This window comes from Aquamicrobium aerolatum DSM 21857 (genome assembly GCF_900113935.1).
In the GTDB taxonomy this organism is placed as follows: Bacteria; Pseudomonadota; Alphaproteobacteria; order Rhizobiales; family Rhizobiaceae; genus Aerobium; species Aerobium aerolatum.
The window spans coordinates 1-21,420 of the sequence record NZ_FORF01000032.1 but is presented as its reverse complement, the minus strand read 5'-3'; the positions used below and the strand labels follow the sequence as shown (position 1 = coordinate 21,420).

The window sequence follows — 21,420 nt, the reverse complement described above, 5'->3', positions numbered from 1 at the left end:
TACGAGCGCACCAGCGTCATCATCACCACCAATCTCGCTTTCGCAGAATGGCCGAGCGTCTTCGGCGACGCCAAGATGACGACCGCACTGCTGGACAGGCTCACGCACCACTGCGAAATCGTCGAGACCGGAAACGAATCCTGGCGCTTCAAAAGCCGCTCTCAAAGCTAAAGCCGAAAAGCCAATCAGCCGCGCCCGATCAGGCTGTGCAACCCCGACCAGCTTCGCCTGATCGGGCGCTAACCGGCGTGCCCTTCACAAGCTCTAACCGGGGTCCCTTTTACACGAAAAGGCGGGGTCCCGTTTCCACGGTCATTGACAACACGGAGCGAAAATTGTCGGATCAACGAACCATGGAGCGCGGCAGCGGCGTCGCGTTATGGCGGCAGATTGTCGACCGCATCCGCCACGGCATTGCCGACGCATCGCTTGTGCAAGACGGCAGGCTTCAACCCGAAACGTCGTTGGCGGCATTGTTCGGCGTCAACCGTCACACGGTGCGCAGCGCCATCGCCGCACTGGTGCAGGAGGGTTTCCTCTACGTCGAGCAGGGCCGCGGCACATTCGTGCGCGACACCAGGCGGATTTCCTATGCGCTCGGCCCGCGCACGCGGTTTTCAACCAATCTGGAAGGTCAGGCTCGGGAAGCGCATACGGTCCTGCTGGAGCATGCAATCGTGGCAGCCAGTGCGCAGGTCGCGGAGGTTCTTGGCCTGGAAATGGGCGATGATGTCTTGAAAATGGATGTTCTCGGCGAAGCCGACGGAAAAAGGATTTCGCGTGCGACCCACTGGTTCAGCGCGGCAAGGTTTCCCGAGTTGGTACGTTACTACGAGGAAACCGGCTCGATCACGTCTGCGTTGAGCCGATGCGGTATCAAAGACTACGTGCGGCGCTCGACGGGCGTTTCGGCCCGTCACGCGGAAACGTCTACGCTCGGGGACCTCGCTCTTGCGCCGGGCGCGATCGTGCTTGTCACCACCGCCATCAACGAAACGCCCGATGGCGAGGCGATCCAGTTTTCAGAAACGCTCTTCCCGGCCGACCGCGTCGAATTGTTGGTGGGCCAAGATCGTTAGGTCTTGCTCGCCGACCCTGCGTGCGCCGCAAGTTGCATTGCAGGATCGGCGACGTGCCTTTGACCTATCAGCGCGCGAGGTTGCGCGCACGCAGCCACTCGACAGAAGGCAGGATGCCTGCCTTGTCGCGCAGCTCCAGGATCAGGCGTGGCTTTGACGTCAGTTCGCCCAGAGCGCGGAACACGGCGTGCCAGTTGATATTGCCTTCGCCGATGGTCCAGTGGCGGTCTGCATATCCGTCTGCATCCTGCAGGTGGATGTGCTGCAATGAATTGCCTGCCCGGCGCACGAAGTAGTCGACCGGCGGCGCGCCCGTCGAACCACAGGCATAATGTGCGTGGCCGGTGTCGATCGAGACGGCCATGGTCACGCCGATCTCTTCAGCGCGGCGAACCGTCTCGTCCATCGTGGCATGGGTATGGTCGAGCACCGATTGATAGGCCTGACGGCCTGGAGCGTTATCGAGGTTGTGATAGTCCCACGTGATGTAGGGCGAGTGGATCACCATCTGCGTCGCGTCGAGAAACTCGCAGACTTCCAGCCCCTGCAGCATACGGCGGGTGACGACCTTCTGGATCTCCTTGTCCGGGCTCGCGATATGAAGGCCCCAGAACGGTCCGTGAATGCCAAGGCGGCCGTCGTAGCCGGACAGAAGCTCCTTCGCGTTTCGGTCCTCACACGGCCTGCGCCATCGCTTCAACCGATGCACCAGACAGGCCACTGGGAGCGTATTTTTCAAGCCGTTCCAGTCGCTTACGATGGAGATGCCCAGATGATCAACTCATCGTTGACCCGCGTTCACCAGCATGCCGCCAACGGTCAAAAAAGATCAGCAATCCCGTTGCATGGGTCGCTCACGCGGCATCCTGACCACTAAGATCCATACGCTTGTCGATGCCGAAGACCGCCCGATCCGGCTCAAGCTGACCGGGCGGGCAAGGCCTATGACAGCGATCCCTTACGCGACACGATGGATGAACGCGTCGCGTGGGCCAATATCCGCTCCATGCCCAACCGGGTCAAAACATCCCCATTCAGTCCATGGTCTATCGGCAGCGAAACGCCGGCGAGCGTTTCTTCAATACACGCAAACACTTCAGAGCCGGGACCACGCGAGACGACAATTTCCTCCCATCCGTCCAACTCGCGTCAATCTGCATATCACTGCGAACTAATAAATCGGTCACCTACGGGACACGGGCGTTGGTCAGTTGCCCGGTGGCGAAGGCGATGGTTGCGGCTGCGGTGAATGCGTCGCTGAGCGTCTGGGACTGAGCAAATTTGGCCTTGAGCAGGCCGGTTTGCGCGATGCTGACATCGGCCAGCGTGCCCAGACCGTTCTTGAAATAATCCAGCGCGGCGTTGTAGTTGGTCTGGCCGGCATGGACCAGCGCATTGGCCGCGGCATGGCCCGACAGGCTGGTGCGCAGCATGTCATAGGCGATGACGATCTCGCGCGCGGCCATGTTCTGCAATTGCGCGAATTCCTGCTCGGACGCCTCTGCCTGCGCGATCGCCGCCTGCAACCGGGCATCGCGCAAACCGCCGTCAAACAGCGGCTGGCTCAGCCCGACCAGCAGCCCGGCGTTGGGCCGGCTGGCGTTGATGCTGGCCGTGCCGGGAATGCGGCTGTCATCGATGGAATAGTTGCCGAACGACCGGTTGAGCGTGCCGGTCAGTGCCACCTTGGGCATGAACTCGGCTTGCGCAGCCGCGATGCCGCTGCGGTTGGACTTCACCCGCGCCAGGGCGGCCTGCACGTCCGGACGCCGTTGCAGCGACGCCGCGATCAGCGCATCGAGATTGCCGGGGATGGCGCGCGGCATGGCGCGGTTGCCGATATTCTGAACCTTGATCGGCAGGGTCGGCGACACGCCCATCGCTTCCAGCAGATGGTGGTAGGTGTTGCGCTCGCGCCCGGTGGCCTGGGTCAGGTCGAATTCGGCCTGCGCAACCTGCTGGCTGGCCTGCGCCACTTCCATCGAGGTCGCGACGCCCTGCTTCAGGCGCGCTTGCGCCGCGCTTTGCACGACTTTGGCATTGTTGAGCGCTTCACGGTTGATCGCGGTCTGCGACCGCGCCGCCGTCAGCTGGAAAAAGGCGCTGCTGACATCAAAGATCAGTTTCTGATGCGTCGCGTTGAAGGTGACATTGGCGGCAAATGACAGTTGCTGCGCACTGGCCCGGGCGGCGTCGCGCCCGCCAAAATCGAACAGCAGCCATTTCACCGTCAGCCCCGGTGTGACCTGCATGCCCGACACCGTAATCGTGCCGGGCGGCACGTCGACAAATGTGCCTTTGACGCCGGGTACGGTATCGGAAGTCTGGGCATATCCCGCCACGACATCGGCGCTCAGCACCGGCAGATAGGTGGCTGCGGTTGCGCCCGCCGCGATTGCGGCTTCCCGCGCCCGCTGCCAGCTCGCCCGCGTGACCGGATTGTGCAATTGCGCGATATCGATCAGCTCGGGCAGGCTGTAGGTGTGGTTGGGGTCGATCTGCGGCGTGGCGATCGCATTGGGCATCGCCGTGTCGGGTACAACGCCAAAGTCGCGATTATTGCCCTGAAACGAGACCGACGGCCCGGCCGAGGTTGGCTCGGGCGTGACGCTCGTGCATGCTGCCAGAGTTCCGCTTAGTCCCAGCGCCAGCGCGGCGGCAAACACCCGTAACTGGATCATCGGGCAGCTTCCATCATCTCGGTCGTCGCGGCGGCAATACGGCGATAGATTTTCATGGTTTCCTTCAACTCCCGCCGCCAGCGCGTGCGCCCCGGCCATGATCGTCGCGCAAGGCGCTCCAGACGCTGCAACGCCTGCGCGGCCCGCTCGTGAGCCTGACGCACGGCCTTCACGGCCTCTCGATCGGCGGAAAGAATAGCCGAGGACGCCTGTTCAAGGAACGCCGCAACTGCCGTTTCATAGCCATGCGTTGCTCTAATCACACAAATCGGCGCGCCGCGAAGCTTTCTCCCCTCACTGCGGGTTGCTTCCAGAAGCACGAACGGCGCGCGCGCAGCGGCAATGGCAGGGGCGATGTCGGCGCTGTGTTCGAGCAGCTGGTACCGTTGCCTGACCCTCTGGATTTCAAAGCCGGACAACTCGTCGAGCCGTCGCGCGGCGGCAATTTCCGGTGCAATCATCTGCGTGGCCGGGGCTTCACCGGGCTGTAGCGCGCCGCGCATCGCAAGGAGCGCGCGCGAGAACCCGCCGGCGACGGCAGGCCCGACGCTGGTCGGCCACAACGTCGAGAAGATCACCGCCACTACCGCATTGCCGATCAGGATACCCACAACCCGATTGATCGCCACGGCGTTGTCGAGAGCCGGTCCAAAGCCTTGCAGAACACAAAGGAAAAACGCCAGCGCCATCTGCCAGCCCATATATTGAATGCGGCTGGACCCGTTCGAGACCCATGCGGCGACGAAACTGCCCGCGCCGACCAGCAGCAACAGATGCCCGATATCGGTCATGTGCGGCATCAGGAAGTAAATCGAAGCCAGCCCCATGGCCGCACCGACCAGACAGCCTGCGATGCGCAGCGCCGATTTATGAAGCGTCTCCCCTGCACTGCCCAGCGCGACATAGAAGCAGGTGATCATCGCCGTGTGAATTTCGAACCAGTCGAACGCGGTGTAGATCACATAGGTGATGAGCACCGCCAGCAGCGCCTTGAGCGCGAATTGGGTATAGACGGGATTGGTGAACGCGTCGGCCGCCAGAATGCCGCCCGTTTTGCCGGTCTTTTGCAGTGGGCGGGCCTGATGGCTGCGCAGCAAAGGCTGCGTGGCCGCGGCGAGCGCGGTCACCAACGCCCGGGATTCGACGGAGCTTGCGTCGTCGAGGGCAACATGCGGCTTCTCGTCCAGCAGGCGGTCGTCGCGGACCAGGTCGGCCATTGCCTTCAGTTGCGGTGCGAGAGACGCCCAGTCGCGGGGGCTTTCCAGCGCCTGTACGACCAAAAGCAGGTGATGGCTGGCGCCGATCATCTCACCGGCGCGCAAGGCCTTGTCACCATTCATCAGCGAAAGCAATTCGCCCATGCGCACATAGGTGCCGAGATTGCCACGACCCGCTTCCAGCAGCTTTTCCGCCGTTGCCCGCGCGCCGGGCCTGCTTTCCAGCACCCCGGCTGCGGCGTCAAGCCGGGCGGCGATGCCACGCCGCGCCAGCCGCGCCGGATTCGGGCCGGTCGTGGCATTGACGAGAATCAGGAAGGCCATGGGGAAGAACACCACCACCCACATCCAGCTCAACGCCCTGACCAGCAGTTCCGGAACCGGGACGATATCGTTCAGCGTCATCACGAAGGCGAAGACGAAGCCGATCGTCGCCGCAATCGGTCCGGCCCGCGTCGCCTGCGACAGGAACATGCCCCCGAAGGTGAACAGCGCCATCAGCCCAAGCCGCAACATCGGCTCGTCGGACGCCAGCATCAGGAAGACCAGGCCGAGCAGGATACCGACCGACGCGCCGACGATCAGCGCGAAGGCGATCAGGATTCCCGAGCCGGCATTGTCGCGGGCGGCAAAGAAAGCCAGATAACACGACAAGGCCGCTTCCGGCACTTGCTGGCTCATGGCGATGGCGACCACCAGCACGCACACCAGCGCGGTGCGCAGCGACAGGCCCAAGCGCCCGTCATAGGGCTGCAATTCATCCCAGACGATGCGCGACAGCTTAATGGGTTGCGCCATCCCCATTCCCCGGCTCGGCGCCCAACACCACCACCACTGCGGAGGTTCCGACACGCATCAGTTCGTCGGGCGGGGAATGCAGATGCACATAGACCGGAAAACGCTTGGCGACTTTCACCCAGTTGAGTGAATTGGCGACAGTCGGCATCCCGAGAATGGTGGCCGCATCGCTGGAGCGCACGCCCCAGCCAATGCCCGACACCGTCCCCCTGATCGGCGTGCGCGACGACGACATCAGGAACACCTCCGCCGCATCGCCGATCTGGATCGCCGGCAGTTCGGTCTCGCGGAAATAGGCTACAGCCTCCCAGCCCGAAATGTCGATCAGGGAAAACACCGTCTGCCCGGTCACGACATATTCGCCCGCCGGCATCGTCAGCCCCACCACGCGCCCGTCAAAGGGGGCGCGGACGGTCGTGTTGTCGAGGTCGCGCTGGGCAAGCCCGACCGTCGCTCGGGCAGAATCAACTTGCGCCGCGCGCGTGTCGAGCGTGCCGATGATCTGGCTGGCGCCTTGCGATTGTTGCAGCGCCTGCGCAAGGCTGACCTGGGAATCGTTGTACGTGGTGCGGGCCTGGTCGACCTGCTGGGCGGTGACGTAGTTCTTCTCCAGCAGCGGCTCGAGGCGTTCCAGTGTCTGGCGCGCCAGCTCGGTATTGTACTGGGCGCGCTCGATCTGCTTGGCCGCCACCGCCGCGTTGGATTGCTCGGTGGCGATGTTGCGCTCGCCCTGCGCCAGTTCGGATTCGGCCGAGCGTAATTGTGCTTCCGCCTGATCGAGCCGAAGCTGGTAGGGCTCGGGATCGATCTGGAACAGCACGTCGCCTTTCTTGACGGTGGCGTTGTTGCTCACGGCAATCGAGATGATCCGCCCCGGCACAGTCGACGAAACCTGGATGATCGGCGCTTCGATCTCCGCAACGTCCGAACGGGGGCTGGCCGTGTTGGCGGCATAGGCCACGAATACGAGGACCAGCGTCAGCCCGATAATGCCATAGCCAATGATCTTGCCCAGCACAGTCTTCATCACGCAAAGCCCCCCGACCAGACTAGCCAGAACCCGATCGAACTGCCCACCGACAGGCACAGATAGACCAACGCGGGAACCGGCAGATACTCGTCGATGCCGCTGCGAATGAAGACAGCGCGGACAATGGCCGTCACGATCACCCCGGCGACGGCGCACAGGATCCAGACAGGAAAGAACGACCCGAACACCGAAATCGACGGCGATCGCACCGCCGCATCGCACCCCGCCAGAAGTGGCAGGATTGAAAATGTCAGAGCAAATCTGCGCCGCATCGTTTCAGGTCCATGGTCTTGCGGCCATACCGCACGCATCTGCATCGGTTCTACTTACCCAGCACCTCACATCATTGGCAATGGTCGTTTGGCCAAAGTAGTTGCAGGGCTGCTATGCACGACGCTGAGCCGCAAGATATCGTGAGGCTAATTGGCGGGCAAGCAGAGCACCGTTCACACCAGCAATGGCAGACGCACCGCAAACAGCCGTGCCGGCACCAATCAAGGAAGCAAGCGGCATGGGGACCCGCAGAAACTTGCCCAATCCAAGCATGACCAGAAATGTGCTGGCGACGACGAGCACTGCGCTCGCGAGGCTCCATGGCCCGAGAGCTGCCAGCTGGCCGAACGTGACCTGCAGACCGAGCAGTGCCGCGGCACCCCGCAGGAGCCCTTTGCCCGCCAGTTGCAGACCACGTTCAACTTCCTTTGGAAGCGACATCAGATTGCACAGGACGATACCAGAAGGATCCCGATGATCATCGGGCTCATCGCTCCCAGCACGGACACATTTCGCATGCCGTAGGCACCCGCTGCCACAAGCGCGACAAGCCATAGGCCGGGTAGTCAACGCAGCACGACACCAGCCAGACCGGGCGCGCCAAACAAGTTTGCCCGGTTATCCAGTTTCAGCTGCCGATCTGTTGCTTCCTACATCTCGCCCTTCTTCGCCGCACTGAGCACAACGATGGATGACTACAAATTGTTAGCCCCATCCCGAGGATTTTCTTAGACGCCCAGCCCGCCAAGTGATTTCCCACCGTCGACAAACAGACTTTGGCCGGTAATGAAGCCTGCGTCTTCGCTTGCCAGAAACGCAACCGACGCGGCGATTTCCGCTGGGCTTGCGGCTTTGCCACGATACTCCAGCTTCTCCCATTGCTCGAAGAGTTCCGGTGGAGCCGAGCGGGTCATCGGTGTGTCGGTAAAGCCTGGAGCTATCGAATTCACCGTGACCTCGCGTGCCTGCAATTCCATCGCCATCGCGCGCACGAGACCGATGACCGCGGCTTTCGAAGCTGCGTAGTGGGCGAAGCGTCGTCCGCCCAGAGCGCCACGAGACGAGATCATCACGATGCGCCCGCCGCGCTGCATGCGGCGCGCACCTTCCTGCGCAATGAGGAAAGTTCCGACGACGTTGACTTCGTGCATCTTGCGAAAATCATCGGCCGTCAGATCGAAGAATTCGCGATCGGAATAGATACCGGCTGCCGTCACCACCGCATCCACGCGCGGCTCCGCAGCCAGGCAAGCCCGGACTGCGGCTTCGTCGCAAACGTCAAGTGTGACACCACGAACAGAGCCGCCCTCCACTGCAAGTTCTGCCGCTGCCGCCTCGACGGCCTCGTGGTTGCGGTCAATCAGCACCACGCGCCAGCCGTCGCGGGAAAACCGCGCTGCAATCGCCTGGCCAATTCCCTGAGCGGCACCAGTCACGAAAACTGTTTTCACTGGCTTTCTCTCCCCTATCTGAAGCCGAACATGTGCGGCAGGAAAAGGATGATGTCAGGCACCAGCACCATCAGAAGCAGCAGAGCGATCAGGGCGAAAACGAAGGGCAGAATCGAGGCAAACACTTTCTGCAGGGGCGCCCCAGTCAAGCTGGACAAGACGAACAGCACCAGCCCGTAGGGCGGTGTAATCAACCCGATCATGAAGTTGATGATGACGATGACGCCGAAATAGTTGAGGTCGATTCCCAACGCCTTGACGCTCGGAAGCAGCAGAGGAATCACCACCAGCAGGATCACCGAACCGTCCAGAAAACAGCCCAGCACCAGCAGCAAGCCGTTCACTACCAGCATGAAGCCGAGTGGCGACAATTCCATGGCCTCGACCCAATGCACCAGTGCGATGCCCAGTCCTTCATTGGCGATGGCATAATTCACGACAAAGGCGCTAGCGATCAGCAGCATCACCGCCGACATCTGCTGCAATGAGACATCAAAGGCTTTTGGCAGCTGCCACACCCGCAGGGTTCGCATGATAACGACGCCGAGGATGATGCCCCAGAGCGAGGCAACCGCAGCCGATTCTGTGGGGCTGAATATGCCCGACCAGATGCCACCCAGCAGCACGACCGGGAGCGTCAGCGGCAGGAAGGAGCGGCGCAGCATCTGCCCGCCTTCGCCCTTCGGTACGCCGAGACCAACCGGCAAGTCCAGACGCCGTGCATTGAACGCGACCACGGCCATGATGACCAGTGCCATCAACAAGCCTGGGACGATGCCGGCGAGAAACAAGGTGCCGACGGAAGCACCCGACAGCATTGCGTAAATCACCAGAGGGATCGAGGGCGGGATGACCGGCGCAATGACGCTGGCCGCTGCCGCAACGGCGACGGCGAGATGCCGCGGGTAGCCGCCGATCTGGTTCATCATCTTGACGGCAATCACGCCGGGGCCGGCAGCCTCTGTCACCGCACTGCCCGTCATCGAGGAGAAGATGATGCTGACGACCACCGAAACATGGCCGGTGCCGCCACGCCGCCGTCCGACGAGGGCGTTGGCAGCACCCCATAGCCGCTCGCTGATACCACTGTCGTTCATGATGTTGGCAGCCAGAACGAACATGGGGATGGCCACGAGCACATAGATGCCCGTCATCTGGCCCATGACAGAGTCAGCCAACAGGCCGGGGTCCTGCCCGGTTACCACGAAATAGAGCGCGCCGGACAAGAACATTGCCAGTGCGATGGGGAGGCGAAGCAGCGACGCAACGATGAAGGTCGTGAACAGTACAGTCAGGCCGATCGTCATAGCGCGACCTCGTCAGCAGCGTCGGTGTAGGAAAGTTCGGCAAGGGCTGCGGCGTGGTCGCCGAAGCTGAGCCTCCAGGCGAGAACCAGCAGCCGCAGGCAGATGCCGGCGAGGAACGCGGGGAATATCGAATAGACGTAATCCAGTCGGATCTCGACCATATCCGTGGTCATGATCCCCATGAACAGCACGTAGTCGACAATTGCGTAGAAAATGTACCCGATCACCCCGACGAAGCCGAGGCAAGCCACCACCATGCTGATGCGCTGGCCCTTGGGGGACAAGGACAGGAACAGCATGTCGAACGTGATGAAGTCACGCCATCTCAAGACAAAGGCGGAAGTGAAAAACACCACCCAGACGGTAAGGATCGTGACAACCTCATCCACCCACGACTGAGGACGCCCCAAATGGCGCATGCCGACGCCATAGATGAAAATAGCAAAGATCGCGAACATGCCGACGACCGCCAGAATATGCGCCGCCCGTTTCGTCCGGCTCCATAGCAACGACATCGGTTCTCCCCTGATGTGCTAGGTATGCTGTGCAATGGATACCTCCCAGCTGACCGTGTCAGCTGGGAGGGGATTGGTCATGGCTGGGTGGCTGCAACCCGATCGAGCAGACCTGGCATCCATTTGTCCATCAGGCCCTGCTCGGCATAAACCGCGTCCACCTTCTCGCGGAACGGCGCCAGGTCGGGATCGCTGAAGACGATCTTTTCGGCCTCGAACTTTGCGCGAGCGCCGGCTTCCTGCGCACGCGTCTCTTCGCTTTGCTTCGCCGCGCCCTGCTGGGCGGCCGTCTTCAATGTTGCCTGCTGCTCAGGCGTCAGCTTTTCCCACGTCTTGCCGGAGACAGCGTAGAACACCGGCTGAACCAGGTGATTGGTCATGACGAATTCAGCCGTGACCTCGTTGAACTTCCAGTCGAGCACCAGGTTGAGCGGGTTGTCCTGACCGTCGATGGCACCGGTGCTCAGGCCCAGATAGACCTCTGTCGCCGGCATCGAAACGGGCGTCGCCCCCAGCGCAAGCGCAAGGTTCTGATACGCCGCACCCGGGGCCATGCGCAGCTTGATACCAGCAAAATCCTCTGGCTTCTGGATGTTGTGCACGCTACGCAAGCTCACAGTGCGGGTGCCAAAGTAACCTGTGGCAAGAATCTCAAGCCCCATCTTCTCCGAGACGTCCTTGGCGAATTGTTCGCCGATTTCGCCATTGAAGACGGCCAGCAGATGATCGGCATCCCGGAACACATAAGGTTTGCCGAGCGCGCCATATTCCGGCATCTGCTGCTCGATCTCGTAGATGATCGGTGTTGCCATTTCGAGGTTGCCACGCTGCATGGCAGGCACTTCGGTGCCCTGCTTGAACAGGCTGCTGGAATGGTGGATCGAGACCTTGATCTCACCGGGATACGCAGCTTCCATCTGCTCCTTGATGACCTGAAAGGCCGAGATCAGCGGACCCGTCGGCGGCGAGGCCGAGGAAATACGAAGCTCCGTCTCGGCCATGGCCGAACCAACGCCAAGCATAAGGCTGGCCATCATTGCGCCAGCGGCGATGCGGTTCAGGATAGTCATGATACTCCTCCAGTTTTCATGAATAGGACGCCGCTTTTACACCCGCGGCGTGCGAATTTCGGTGCTCGGAGCCTGGATCGTAACGGCAAGCGTGCCGATGCCGCTGATGCTGGCGTCCAGCCGGTCTCCGACTTTCAGGAATTCGCCCTTAGGGGCGCCGACGCCTGCAGGCGTCCCCGTAAGCAAGACGTCGCCGGGGTCGAGCTGCATGATCCGCGACGCCGTCGCAATCTGCTCGGCGATAGAGAAAATCATGTCTGATGCGCTGTCGTCCTGCTTGGTCACACCATTCACCGACAGCGTCAAACGCAGCGCCGACGGATCGGGAATTGCACTCGCGGGAATGAAGCGCGGCCCGAGCGGGCAGCACGATTCCTGCGCCTTGCCCGCCACCCAGTCCAACTTATAAAATGTGTCCGGCGCCTTGTTCAGGTCGCGGGCACAGGAATCGATTCCAACCATATAGCCGGCGACATGATCCATCGCATCTTCGACGCTGACGGCGCGGGCGGCCTTGCCAATCACCACCGCCAACTCGATCTCCCAGTCCATCGCCTGGCTGTCGAGTGGCATATGCACCGTCGCGCCTTCGCCTACCACCGCGTTGCGCGACGGCTTGAAGAAGAAGAACAGCCGCTGCGACTCCTTGCGGACATCGGCGACGCCCATCTCCTGGAGATGCCGGTAGTAGTTAGCGCCGGCGCACAGCACCTTGCCGGGATACAGGATCGGCGCGAGACGCTGCCCGTCGCCCACCTTTGCGGCCGGATCAGGGTTTGCGGCTATTTTCTCAAGCAGCGCCGTGCTGGCCTGCCAATCCGCAAAAAGCCCTGCGACGTCGCGAACCGGCGAACCGGCGGCATCCAGCAGATCGCCCAGACGATAAAGACCGTCCTGGGTTTCAAGAACAGCCAGCGGGCCGGCCGCCATGTCCAAGGTTGCCAAGGCCCAGGTTTGACCTGGAACAAGATCGTCGCGCATCATGCTTCCTTACAAATCCAGCTTTACATAAAAAGAAACTTATTTTATAAAATCCCTGTGTCAACATGAAATTTGCGCGACCATGACCACTGCTTCCCCCGCATCTGCCTATGATCTGCTGCGCCTGGAGATCCTGAACGGAGACCTGATGCCGGGCGAGCGTCTGCGTGCCGCAGATCTCAATGCCCGTTACCAGCTCGGGCTGACGCCGATCCGCGAAGCCCTTCTGCGACTCGGCTCCGAAGGTCTGGTTCTGAACGAGAACAATCGCGGCGCATGGGTGCGCGAAATCTCAATCGCCGAACTGCACGACCTGTTTTCGACTCGGCGCGAGCTTGAAGCGACCTGCCTGCGCATGGCGATGCAAAACCGCACGCCCGAATGGGAAGCCGAGATCCTGCGCACCTTGCACCTGTTATCGTCCGCGCCGCTTCCCGGCACGGCCGAAGACCGCGACGCCGCAGCTCGCTGGGAAGGTTTTCACCGCGATTTTCATTTTGCGCTGGTGTCAGCCTGCAGCTCCGACTGGCGGTTGCGATTCTGGAATACGCTGACGGATCATTCCGAGCGGTATCGTAAATTGCGGCTCGTCGCAGGCGATCCGGAAGGCTCAGTGTCCCGTGATATCCAGGCCGAGCACAAAGCCATCGCCGACGCTGTGATCCACGGCGACGAAGAGCGCGCGGTCACACTCATGGACGGCCATCTGGCGAGAACCGAGAACGTCGTGAAAAATCTGATGATGTCTATGGAAAGCAAAAAGGAATTTCCCGCATGATCATCCGCAGCGCCCTCTTGGAGGGCACAGTCGCTGTCGCCAGCCAACCGGAATTCGATCGCCACATGCGCGAAACCGTTGTCCGGGAAATCATGACCTATCCCGGAATCCGCCGCGTTGTCTTGCGTAAGCTCGTTCAGGCAGATGAAGGCGCAAACGCTGCCTACATGCAATTCGACCTCTACTTCGACAGTATCGCGGCGATGGACGAGGCGCTCGCAAGCCCGGTGCGGCAAGCCGTACAGACCCGGATCAAAGCCGGGATGGGGCCGTTTTCCGGCCGCGTCACCCATGTCGTCTCCGAGGTACTGGAAGACCAGGCGTGAGCGTACTGGTAACCGGCGCCGGATTGATCGGTTGTGCGGTAGCCGAGCTGCTGCTGGCGCGTGGCGAAGACATCCTGCTGCTGGATGTCCGGCAGCCCGCGCATGTGCCGGCAGGAGCCAGATTTGTCGCCGCTGACATCACCGATGCCACCGCGATCGACCGGATCGTTGCCGATCACGGGGTCCGCGACATCGTCCACACCGCAGCCATGCTGTCGACCGCGATGCGCGCAGACCCGGTGCGCGGTCTCGGCGTCAACCTGCTCGGCACCGCAAACCTCCTGCAAGCCTGCCGCCAACACGGGCTGCGCCGCATCATCCTCGTCAGCTCCACCACCGTGCTCTATTCCGGCTTCGCCACACTCGGCCCCGACCCGATCCCCGAGGATGCAGCGTTGGGTCTGGTCAGTCAGCGTCCCGGGAGCCTCTATGCAATCAGCAAGCTGACCGGCGAGCAACTCGCGCTGCTCTACCGCGACCTCTACGGCGTCGATACAATCTCATTGCGATTTGGCGCGGTCGTCGGTGGTCGCACAGATGCGCCGACCAGTGTTCCGGGACGCCTTTTCTCTACCCTCGTCAAAGCTGCTCAAGACGCCAGACCGCTGCAAATTGACGACCCGCTCCTGATCTGGAAGGGCAAGGAAGAGTTTGTCGACGTCCGCGACTGCGCTCGGGCGGCAGTTTGCGCGCTCGACGCTGAACGCCCGCAACTCGGCGTCTACAATATCGTTCACCCCCGACAATGGTCGCTCGACGAGATCATCGACACTGTTGCTGCGATACATGGACCGCTCACCGTCGCGTATGATCGCACGGTGGCAACCGGCTTTGCCGGCTTTCCGCATGTGCGCCCTGCTGGCTCTTCCGTTTCTGCCGCGCGCGACGAACTGGCGTTCACCGCGCAACACGATCTTGCCGACAGCCTTGCCTATTGGTGGAACGCCTGACGGCTCTTATCTCAGCACAGACTTCGATGCCGAGCCGAGCTCCTCCCATGATATGGAATAGTGGCACCGTCTAAGCTTTCAGGCGCCCCTAGTGCTTCGCCAGAACGCTCACCGGTTGACGCGAATTGCAGAACAGAGCGCGTCCGCGGCGGCAGCTGTCCCCAATTTCCCCCCGACATCGCGGGTCCATGCGCCCTGTCGAAGAAGTTCCTCCAACGCCGATGAGATCGCCTGACCTGCATCAATGTGCAACTGACTGGACTGTCGGCGTCCAAACCATGCAAGCAGCTGTGCTGCGGACAGGATCAGAGAGGCGGGGTTGGCGATGTCCTGCCCAGCAATGTCAGGTGCTGAGCCATGGGCGGCCTGCGCCATGGCGAAATTCGAACCCACATTGAGCGAACTTCCAAGACCCAGGCTGCCTGAAAGTTCAGCTGTCAGATCCGAGAGAATGTCGCCATACATATTCGTGGTGACAATCACGTCGAACCGCGACGGGTCGCGGACAACATGCGCCGCCATGGCGTCGATGAGATAATCGTTGGTCTCTATGTGAGGATATCCCGACGCAACTTCGCGACATACCTCCAGAAACAGGCCATCGCTGATCTTTAGGACGTTGGCCTTGTGAACGAATGTGACGCGCCTGCGGCGTGTTTCAGCCAGTTCGAATGCAGCTTTTGCGATGCGCTCGCAAGCCTGGCGGGTGATGCGTCGGATCGAAATGGCAACGTCACTCGTGACAAGCATTTCACCGCTGCCCAGTTCCATATTCCGGTCGGCATAGAAACCTTCCGTGTTCTCACGCACAATCACGAGATCAAACTGACCGGCCCGGCTGGCAATGCCCTCGAATGTGCGCGAGGGCCTGATATTGGCAAAGAGGTCAAACTGCTTGCGGAAAAACATCGAGGGGTTCAGCTCGCCACGTGCCGGATCACGAAAATCCATGGTCGCGGTCGGACCCAAAATAAGGCCGTCTGACGCGCGTACCTCTTGCACGACCTCGTCGCTAACCGTCGTTCCATAACGCGCGAGGCTGTCGTGGCCGATCGGAAGCTCTCGGATTTCAAGTGGAATCCCAGCACGGCATGCTGCAGCTTCCAGCACAAGACGGGTCGCCGAGCTTATTTCCCGGCCAATTCCATCACCGGGAAGAAGAACGAGTTTCATGATGGCCTCCACAACAGTTTGCGAGTGCCGGCGATTAAAGGACCGACACTCGCTGCATGATCAGCTTGCTGCGCTCTCCGGCGTGATTGTCAGATCTGAGCGGTATACCAGTCAAAAATCTGGTCACCCTGCCAGAAAACTGCTCCATCCAGCTGCATCAGATAGTCAAGCGTTTCCTCGAAGTAGCGGATCCGATGCGAGGCTCCCGACACGTAAGGATGCACACCAAACGCCATGATCCTTGTGGATTGTTCGCCCTCTTGCAGAAGCCGAGTTGCCGCATCCTTCACGCGCACCAGCATCGCGTCAGACATATGCTGGGCACTGACCATGATCGTGATGTCATTCAACTCCACCGAATAGGGAAGCGAGATGAGGCTCTTGCCAGAAGTTTTCACCTCAAGCGGCTGATCGTCGATGATCCAGTCTCCGAACCAGGAATAGCCAGCCTTTGCAACGTGATCGAGCGTTTCAAAAGTCTGAGTGCGGCCCGGTCCCAACCAGCCGCGCGGTCGCTTGCCGGTAAAGTCCTCGAGGATGTCCGCCGACTGGCGGATCATCGCAAACTGATCCTCGACTGCATGGATCGTCATCTGTTCATAGCAATGCGCCATGAATTCCCATCCCGCCTCATGGGCCGCGCGCGGAACGTCAGGAATCGTCTCGCAGACCTTGGCATTGATCGACAACGTCGGACGAATATTGCGATCTTCGAATGCCTTCAGAAGCCGCCAATAGCCGACACGCATCCCATATTCGTGCCAACTCCAGTTCGGCACATCAGGGACATTGCGTTGCCCTCCGGGCGCGGGCGAAACCTGTCGCGGCATCGGGCGCTCGATGTCCCACTCCTCAATGTTAACGACAGGCCAGATAATGAGCCTCGTTCCTTGCGGAGCCGTCAGGGGCTTGCGCCGGAACGGAGTGGAGAAATCGACGCGTTGGCGTGGCTGCAACAAGGCTAGGCTCCTGAGTTGGTCGTAAAATGTGACAGTGGCGGGCGGGCCTGATGCCAGTTCGTGGCATTCTGGAACGCATGCCCAAAACGCAGCAGTGAGGCGTCACGGCCGTGACGGCAGATCATCTGCATCCCGATCGGCAATCCGTCTCGCGACAGACCAATCGGAAGAGACAATGCTGGCGCCCCGGTGAGATTGAAGGGCGTGCGGGCCTGACGATCATAGGTCTGAGAAATTTCAACCTCATCATCGATCCGGCAGGGCAAGCGCAGACTGGAGACTGACACTGCCACATCAACATCCGACATGGCGTCATCGAGTTCCTGAGTCAGTTTCAGGCCTGTTTCGATTGCCTTGAGGTAGTGTGCCCGCGTCGTTTCTCGTCCCGCCGACAGCCGGGTGCGTCCCCGCAAACCGTATTCCTGAGGTCGACTCAGCAACCATTGTGAATGAATGTCGTAAGCCTCAAAATGCAGAATCGTTCTGGCACAGCCCGTGAGCTCGGCAAGAGGCGGCGCCTGAAGTGGCGTCAAGGTGCAGCCCATTGCGGCAAGCGCCTCCACGGCCGCATCAAATGCCGCCGCAATCTCCGGGTCCGCGTCCTGACCGAAATCGTCGAAGATGCCGACGCGTTTGCCTTTCAGGCTGTCGTCCTTCGACAAGGATATTGTCGGCTTGTCCGCCATCACGGCAAACATCAGCGCGCAATCCTCAACCGAGCGGGCGAGCGGGCCGACGTGATCCAGGCTTGGCGACAGAGGAAATACGCCGTCCCGGCTGATCGCATCATAAGTCGGCTTGAAACCGGTTATCCCGCACACGCTCGCCGGATGACGCACCGACCCGCCTGTATCCGTGCCGACCGACACTGGCACCATGGAGGCAGCAACTGCCGCTCCCGAGCCCGACGAGGAGCCTCCAGGATGATGCGTTGGCAGCCATGGATTACGCGCGGGAGGCCAAGGCAGATCGAACGATGGCCCACCCGTGGCAAATTCGTGCAGGGCGTTTTTGCCGACTATCACCGCTCCCGCCGCACGCAGGCGCTGTACGGCGACTGCATCTTGAGAAGCCGGTGTATCTGACATGATCCTGGAGTGGCACGTCGTCGGCAAGCCGCGGACATCAAAGATGTCTTTGATGGCGACCGGTACGCCATGCAACCGTCCGACTGTGCCGGAATTTGCCAGCAGCTCATCAAGACGGGCAGCTTCCCGCAGTGCGCCTTCCGCCTCGACAACAATGAATGCGTGAAGATGCGGATCCGCACTTTCAATGCGGGCGAGACAGGCTTGGGTCACCTCTACGCTCGAAATCGTTGCCGCCGTGGTGGCGGCAACGATTTCAGATGCAGTCATGTCGAGTATGTCATCCATGCAATCACCCAACACAAACCACAGCTCGTCTCGGCAAACTCACGACGACACTCCGTCGCTCGCTGCGGTGCCAGCCCCTTTCATGCGATGGAAGCCAAGAATCGCGGCGATGATCGCCAAGCCCGCCAGGTCGGTCTTCCAGCCTGAAAAGATCAATCCCAAGGCTCCAAGCGCCATGCCGACCCGCAGAACCACGTTCAGCTGACGACCGAAGACATTCCCGATCATCGCAGCCGCCAACGCCCATACGCCCACCATCGCCGTGACAAGCGCGAGCGCGATCTCGACGACTGACCCCTGAAGGAAAAGCTGCGGCGAATAGACGAACATGTAGGGAATGATGAAACCCGCAACAGCAATCTGGAACGCCTTGATGCCGACGGACCATGGATTCGCACCGGCAATGGATCCGGCGGGAATTGCTACGAGCGCGACAGGCGGGGTGATGCCGCTCATGCAGGCAAAGTAGAAGATGAAGAAGTGTGCCTGAAGAAGGCCGATCCCCATATCACTGAGCGCAGGAGCAAGAACGGCGGCTGTGACGATGTAGGCCGCAGTCGTCGGCAGGCCCATGCTGATGATGATCGTGACGATCATCGTCAGGATCAGGGCAAACAAGCTCGATCCGGATGCAAAGGTGGTCACCCAGCCCGAAAGGCGCAATCCCGTGCCGGTGAGCTGGAACAGGCCCATGATGAGACCTGCCGCGGCGCAGCTGATGATCACTTCCAGCGAGCCCTTGGTTGCGCTCTGTGCGACGTCCACGATCCGCTTCAGCGTCAGACGCGATTCATGGCGAAGCCAGGAAACGATCAGCAGCGTGCCCATCGAATAAAGTGCCGCCTTGATCGGCGAGACGTTTTCCACTGCCAGCATGTAGATCAGAATGATGATCGGCAGGAGCAGATGACCCCACTGCTTCAGAACGGCGAGGGCGACAGGAAGGTCTTCCCGCTTGAGCCCCTTCAGGCCGCGCCGTGCAGCTTCGAGATCCACCACAAAATAAACGCTGAGGAAGTACAGGAATGCCGGCAAAATAGCCGCAATGACAACTTCCCCGTAGGGAATGCGTACAAACTCGGCCATCAGGAACGCGCCGGCGCCCATGATCGGCGGCATGATCTGACCGCCGGTCGAGGCCACCGCTTCAACAGCGCCAGCAAATACGGGGCTAAAACCTGCACGCTTCATCAGCGGAATGGTAAGCGGACCGGTAGTGACGACGTTGCCGATGCCTGTCCCTGAAACGGTACCCATCATCGCGCTGGCGAAGATGCTAACCTTGGCAGGACCACCGCGTGAGCGGCCAGCAATGCTGTAGGCAAGGTCGATGTAAAAATCGCCGGCCTTGGAATATTGCAACATCGCACCGAACAGGATGAACAGATAGATGTACGTAGAAGACACACCCAGTGGAATGCCGTACAGGCCGTCCATCGAGAACAGGAAGCTGACGACACGCTCCCAGCTGAACGAGCGGTTGACGAAAATTCCCGGCGCATAAGAGCCAAACAGGCTGTAGAGCAACAACAGCGTCACGATGATGACCAGTGCCCAGCCGACGGTGCGGCGGGTCAACTCCAGAACGATCAGCATGATCGTCGCGCCCGCCACGAGATCCCATGTCGTCGGCATCACGCCATAGCGGAAGATCATGTTCGGACCTTCGACAACGACATAGGCGGTGGAAGCAACGCCCGCGGCAATAAGTACGATATCAGTCCAGTGAATTCTGCTGCGTGCGGCAACCCAGCCCGAGTACAGCAATGGCACGAGGACAATCGGGATCAGCAGGTGATAGGCGCGCAGATTTAGAACGCCTGGAGACCGTACGCCCAGCCAGTAGAGGTGTGCCGCAGCTGCAATTAAAGAAAAAGCTGCGACGATGATCCCCAACCATCGCCCGATGTCGCGCTGGTTGGAGGTGCGCTCGCCATCTGGCAAAGCTTGATCTGACGAAATCTGCTCTGTCATGTCGCAAGATCCCTCCCTAAAAAAGAGCGGCAGGAATGCAGATCCCCACCGCCAAATTGAACAATCAGAAATGACGGCGTGCGCGCCGCACCCGATCAGTTCGCCGGCGCTGGCGCCTCACGAACCTCAATCCCGCGTTCTTCGTAGTAGCGCTTTGCAGCCGGGTGAAGCGGCACAGGGATACCGCGAACATTTTCGACGCGCGTTTCGGAAAAATTGGGATGAGCGCGCTCAAGAAGATCGACACGCGAATAAACGCCATCCAGCAACGCAGTCACGAAATCATCCGGAAGATCCGGAGAGCCGATCATGAAATTCATCTGACCAATCGTGCTGAACTTATCGTCGAGAACCTTGTAGGTGCCGGCTTTCAGTTCGACTGGCGCGTAATATGGGTGTGCGCCGAGGAAGCTCTCAATCTGCTCTTCAGACAGCGAGATAAAACGCAGGTCATTGCTGACTTCCTGTTCCTGCAAGAAGCCTGCTGGATGACCGGCAATATAGAGCACCGCATCGGCAAGGCCGTCCCGCAGCAAGCCACCGGTATCTTCCCAGCTAGCGTTGATGAAGCGCGCCGGAACGACATCAAAATGCGCCGAAATCTCGCGTGCAATCACGTCGCTGCCACCGCCAGGAACACCAACGGCCAGCTCTGCACCTGCCAGATCTTCAAACGTCTTGATCTTGGAATCGGCAAGTGTGACGATTGTCATATAGGTTGGGAACGCAGGGTGAAGGCCAGCAATGTTCTTGTACTCGACGCCCTTCGCCCACTCCTTGCCGTAGTAGCCAAGATAGGCCTGACTGCTGGCGGTAATGCCAAAGTCAGTTTCTCCAGTGCTGACAAGAACAACGTTCTGGGATGAGCCACCTGGCTCCTGTGTGATCGACAGGCCTGGGAACTTTTCGGTCACCGCCTGAATCCATGCAGCGACATAGGTCACATACAGGCTGCCACCGACTTGACTTGCAGCGGACATCACCGGCTTGGTGAGTTTGATCTCCTCTTCGGCATAGGCTGGCGCTGCCGCCAGCGAGAGCGAAAATGCCGCTGCGAGAATTTGAGTGTGGATTTTCAAGAATTATCCTCCCGTTCGTAAGCCGGAGGGCCAACCGCGACCCAACCCGGCATTTTGCCTAGGCTCAGGACTCGTTGATCAGAGCCAGAAGATAACGGTAGCCGCGAGAGCGATTGCGGAGAGGAAGGCCATTGGGCACCTGTCATAGCGCGTCGCGACACGCCGCCAGTCTTTGAGACGCCCGAACATTATCTCGATCCGGTTGCGCCGCTTGTAGCGGCGTTTGTCGTATTTGATGGCCTTGTTGCGGGATTTGCGACCCGGAATGCAGGGAGTGATCCCCTTGGCCTGTAAAGCGTCACGATACCAGTCGGCATCATAGCCACGGTCGGCCAGCAGCCATTTGGCCCTGGGAAGTTCATCAAGCAAGGCGGCAGCACCGGTGTAATCGCTGACCTGACCG

General features: G+C 60.5%; 22 protein-coding genes. 5 read left to right on the top strand and 17 right to left on the bottom strand.

The genetic code is table 11. The annotated features are described in order from the left end of the window. On the top strand, positions 1 to 171 hold a 171-nt coding region (locus BMZ42_RS16845; protein ID WP_175556773.1), incomplete at its 5' end, for an ATP-binding protein. A gap of 182 nt (positions 172 to 353) precedes the next feature. Further along, complete coding sequence (gene phnF / locus BMZ42_RS16840; RefSeq protein WP_091524851.1) at positions 354 to 1,079, top strand: phosphonate metabolism transcriptional regulator PhnF; 726 nt, start codon at positions 354 to 356, stop codon at positions 1,077 to 1,079. Between the two features lie 67 nt (positions 1,080 to 1,146). Here the strand turns inward: phnF and BMZ42_RS16835 are convergent, their stop codons facing one another. The 11 genes from BMZ42_RS16835 to BMZ42_RS16785 form a co-directional block, all read right to left on the bottom strand. Further along, the gene (locus BMZ42_RS16835) at positions 1,147 to 1,800 is read right to left on the bottom strand and encodes a sugar phosphate isomerase/epimerase family protein (protein WP_091524849.1); all 654 of its coding nucleotides are present in this window, start codon (positions 1,798 to 1,800) and stop codon (positions 1,147 to 1,149) included. Positions 1,801 to 2,266: 466 nt separating this feature from the next. Next, a complete protein-coding gene (locus tag BMZ42_RS16830; RefSeq protein ID WP_175556772.1) occupies positions 2,267 to 3,760 on the bottom strand; it encodes a TolC family protein in 1,494 nt (497 codons plus the stop codon). Then, complete coding sequence (locus tag BMZ42_RS16825) at positions 3,757 to 5,775, bottom strand: FUSC family protein (RefSeq protein ID WP_175556771.1); 2,019 nt, start codon at positions 5,773 to 5,775, stop codon at positions 3,757 to 3,759. The genes BMZ42_RS16830 and BMZ42_RS16825 overlap by 4 nt, the downstream gene beginning before the upstream one ends. Beyond that, entirely contained in the window at positions 5,759 to 6,802 is a 1,044-nt protein-coding gene (gene mdtN, locus BMZ42_RS16820; RefSeq protein WP_091524841.1) for a multidrug transporter subunit MdtN, read from the bottom strand. The genes BMZ42_RS16825 and mdtN overlap by 17 nt, the downstream gene beginning before the upstream one ends. After that, positions 6,802 to 7,077: a YtcA family lipoprotein gene (locus BMZ42_RS16815; RefSeq protein ID WP_091524861.1), complete on the bottom strand. Its 276-nt coding sequence runs from the start codon at positions 7,075 to 7,077 to the stop codon at positions 6,802 to 6,804. Before BMZ42_RS16815 ends, mdtN begins: the two co-directional genes overlap by 1 nt. A gap of 112 nt (positions 7,078 to 7,189) precedes the next feature. Next, positions 7,190 to 7,633: a putative sulfate exporter family transporter gene (locus BMZ42_RS16810; RefSeq protein WP_091524839.1), complete on the bottom strand. Its 444-nt coding sequence runs from the start codon at positions 7,631 to 7,633 to the stop codon at positions 7,190 to 7,192. A 173-nt stretch (positions 7,634 to 7,806) separates the two neighbouring features. After that, the gene (locus BMZ42_RS16805) at positions 7,807 to 8,529 is read right to left on the bottom strand and encodes an SDR family NAD(P)-dependent oxidoreductase (protein ID WP_175556769.1); all 723 of its coding nucleotides are present in this window, start codon (positions 8,527 to 8,529) and stop codon (positions 7,807 to 7,809) included. A gap of 14 nt (positions 8,530 to 8,543) precedes the next feature. Then, entirely contained in the window at positions 8,544 to 9,836 is a 1,293-nt protein-coding gene (locus BMZ42_RS16800) for a TRAP transporter large permease (protein WP_091524835.1), read from the bottom strand. Further along, on the bottom strand, positions 9,833 to 10,351 hold the full coding sequence (locus BMZ42_RS16795) for a TRAP transporter small permease (RefSeq protein WP_091524832.1): 519 nt from the start codon (positions 10,349 to 10,351) through the stop codon (positions 9,833 to 9,835). Before BMZ42_RS16795 ends, BMZ42_RS16800 begins: the two co-directional genes overlap by 4 nt. 77 nt (positions 10,352 to 10,428) lie before the next feature. Further along, entirely contained in the window at positions 10,429 to 11,421 is a 993-nt protein-coding gene (gene dctP / locus BMZ42_RS16790; RefSeq protein ID WP_091524831.1) for a TRAP transporter substrate-binding protein DctP, read from the bottom strand. A 36-nt stretch (positions 11,422 to 11,457) separates the two neighbouring features. Further along, the gene (locus tag BMZ42_RS16785; RefSeq protein WP_244523310.1) at positions 11,458 to 12,402 is read right to left on the bottom strand and encodes a fumarylacetoacetate hydrolase family protein; all 945 of its coding nucleotides are present in this window, start codon (positions 12,400 to 12,402) and stop codon (positions 11,458 to 11,460) included. Between the two features lie 82 nt (positions 12,403 to 12,484). On the opposite strand from BMZ42_RS16785, the gene BMZ42_RS16780 reads away from it, so the two are divergent. Genes BMZ42_RS16780 through BMZ42_RS16770 form a run of 3 tightly spaced genes read left to right on the top strand, consistent with a single transcriptional unit; the run spans position 12,485 to position 14,456 of the window. Next, positions 12,485 to 13,180 (top strand): GntR family transcriptional regulator, encoded by a 696-nt coding sequence (locus BMZ42_RS16780; protein WP_091524828.1) that lies wholly within the window; start codon positions 12,485 to 12,487, stop codon positions 13,178 to 13,180. Next, on the top strand, positions 13,177 to 13,506 hold the full coding sequence (locus BMZ42_RS16775) for an EthD family reductase (protein ID WP_091524826.1): 330 nt from the start codon (positions 13,177 to 13,179) through the stop codon (positions 13,504 to 13,506). Before BMZ42_RS16780 ends, BMZ42_RS16775 begins: the two co-directional genes overlap by 4 nt. Then, a complete protein-coding gene (locus tag BMZ42_RS16770; protein WP_091524824.1) occupies positions 13,503 to 14,456 on the top strand; it encodes an NAD-dependent epimerase/dehydratase family protein in 954 nt (317 codons plus the stop codon). The genes BMZ42_RS16775 and BMZ42_RS16770 overlap by 4 nt, the downstream gene beginning before the upstream one ends. Before the next feature lie 108 nt (positions 14,457 to 14,564). Here BMZ42_RS16770 and BMZ42_RS16765 read toward each other — a convergent pair whose 3' ends face one another. From BMZ42_RS16765 to BMZ42_RS16740, 6 genes are all read right to left on the bottom strand, one after another. After that, positions 14,565 to 15,629 carry an isocitrate/isopropylmalate dehydrogenase family protein gene (locus tag BMZ42_RS16765; RefSeq protein ID WP_091524855.1) on the bottom strand — a complete coding sequence of 355 codons (1,065 nt, stop codon included), beginning with the start codon at positions 15,627 to 15,629 and terminating at the stop codon, positions 14,565 to 14,567. 89 nt (positions 15,630 to 15,718) lie between these two features. Further along, a complete protein-coding gene (locus BMZ42_RS16760) occupies positions 15,719 to 16,588 on the bottom strand; it encodes a polysaccharide deacetylase family protein (RefSeq protein ID WP_139207981.1) in 870 nt (289 codons plus the stop codon). 2 nt (positions 16,589 to 16,590) lie between these two features. Continuing rightward, on the bottom strand, positions 16,591 to 17,964 hold the full coding sequence (locus BMZ42_RS16755) for an amidase (RefSeq protein WP_091524818.1): 1,374 nt from the start codon (positions 17,962 to 17,964) through the stop codon (positions 16,591 to 16,593). A 39-nt stretch (positions 17,965 to 18,003) separates the two neighbouring features. Further along, positions 18,004 to 19,938, bottom strand: coding sequence for a TRAP transporter permease (locus BMZ42_RS16750; protein WP_091524817.1), 1,935 nt, complete (start codon positions 19,936 to 19,938; stop codon positions 18,004 to 18,006). 95 nt (positions 19,939 to 20,033) lie between these two features. Next, the gene (locus BMZ42_RS16745; protein WP_091524814.1) at positions 20,034 to 21,017 is read right to left on the bottom strand and encodes a TAXI family TRAP transporter solute-binding subunit; all 984 of its coding nucleotides are present in this window, start codon (positions 21,015 to 21,017) and stop codon (positions 20,034 to 20,036) included. Positions 21,018 to 21,095: 78 nt separating this feature from the next. Next, positions 21,096 to 21,420 (bottom strand): IS5 family transposase (locus tag BMZ42_RS16740; RefSeq protein ID WP_139207979.1); only part of this gene is annotated, 325 nt, incomplete at its 5' end.

Bases quoted from the DNA above. Each gene is read 5' to 3' on its own strand.
- phnF (WP_091524851.1), top strand. From the start codon at position 354: ATGGAGCGCGGCAGCGGCGTCGCGTTATGGCGGCAGATTGTCGACCGC.
- BMZ42_RS16830 (WP_175556772.1), bottom strand. From the start codon at position 3,760: ATGATCCAGTTACGGGTGTTTGCCGCCGCGCTGGCGCTGGGACTAAGC.
- BMZ42_RS16825 (WP_175556771.1), bottom strand. From the start codon at position 5,775: ATGGCGCAACCCATTAAGCTGTCGCGCATCGTCTGGGATGAATTGCAG.
- mdtN (WP_091524841.1), bottom strand. From the start codon at position 6,802: ATGAAGACTGTGCTGGGCAAGATCATTGGCTATGGCATTATCGGGCTG.
- BMZ42_RS16815 (WP_091524861.1), bottom strand. From the start codon at position 7,077: ATGCGGCGCAGATTTGCTCTGACATTTTCAATCCTGCCACTTCTGGCG.
- BMZ42_RS16810 (WP_091524839.1), bottom strand. From the start codon at position 7,633: ATGGCTTGTCGCGCTTGTGGCAGCGGGTGCCTACGGCATGCGAAATGT.
- BMZ42_RS16800 (WP_091524835.1), bottom strand. From the start codon at position 9,836: ATGACGATCGGCCTGACTGTACTGTTCACGACCTTCATCGTTGCGTCG.
- BMZ42_RS16795 (WP_091524832.1), bottom strand. From the start codon at position 10,351: ATGTCGTTGCTATGGAGCCGGACGAAACGGGCGGCGCATATTCTGGCG.
- dctP (WP_091524831.1), bottom strand. From the start codon at position 11,421: ATGACTATCCTGAACCGCATCGCCGCTGGCGCAATGATGGCCAGCCTT.
- BMZ42_RS16785 (WP_244523310.1), bottom strand. From the start codon at position 12,402: ATGCGCGACGATCTTGTTCCAGGTCAAACCTGGGCCTTGGCAACCTTG.
- BMZ42_RS16780 (WP_091524828.1), top strand. From the start codon at position 12,485: ATGACCACTGCTTCCCCCGCATCTGCCTATGATCTGCTGCGCCTGGAG.
- BMZ42_RS16775 (WP_091524826.1), top strand. From the start codon at position 13,177: ATGATCATCCGCAGCGCCCTCTTGGAGGGCACAGTCGCTGTCGCCAGC.
- BMZ42_RS16765 (WP_091524855.1), bottom strand. From the start codon at position 15,629: ATGAAACTCGTTCTTCTTCCCGGTGATGGAATTGGCCGGGAAATAAGC.
- BMZ42_RS16755 (WP_091524818.1), bottom strand. From the start codon at position 17,964: ATGGATGACATACTCGACATGACTGCATCTGAAATCGTTGCCGCCACC.
- BMZ42_RS16750 (WP_091524817.1), bottom strand. From the start codon at position 19,938: ATGACAGAGCAGATTTCGTCAGATCAAGCTTTGCCAGATGGCGAGCGC.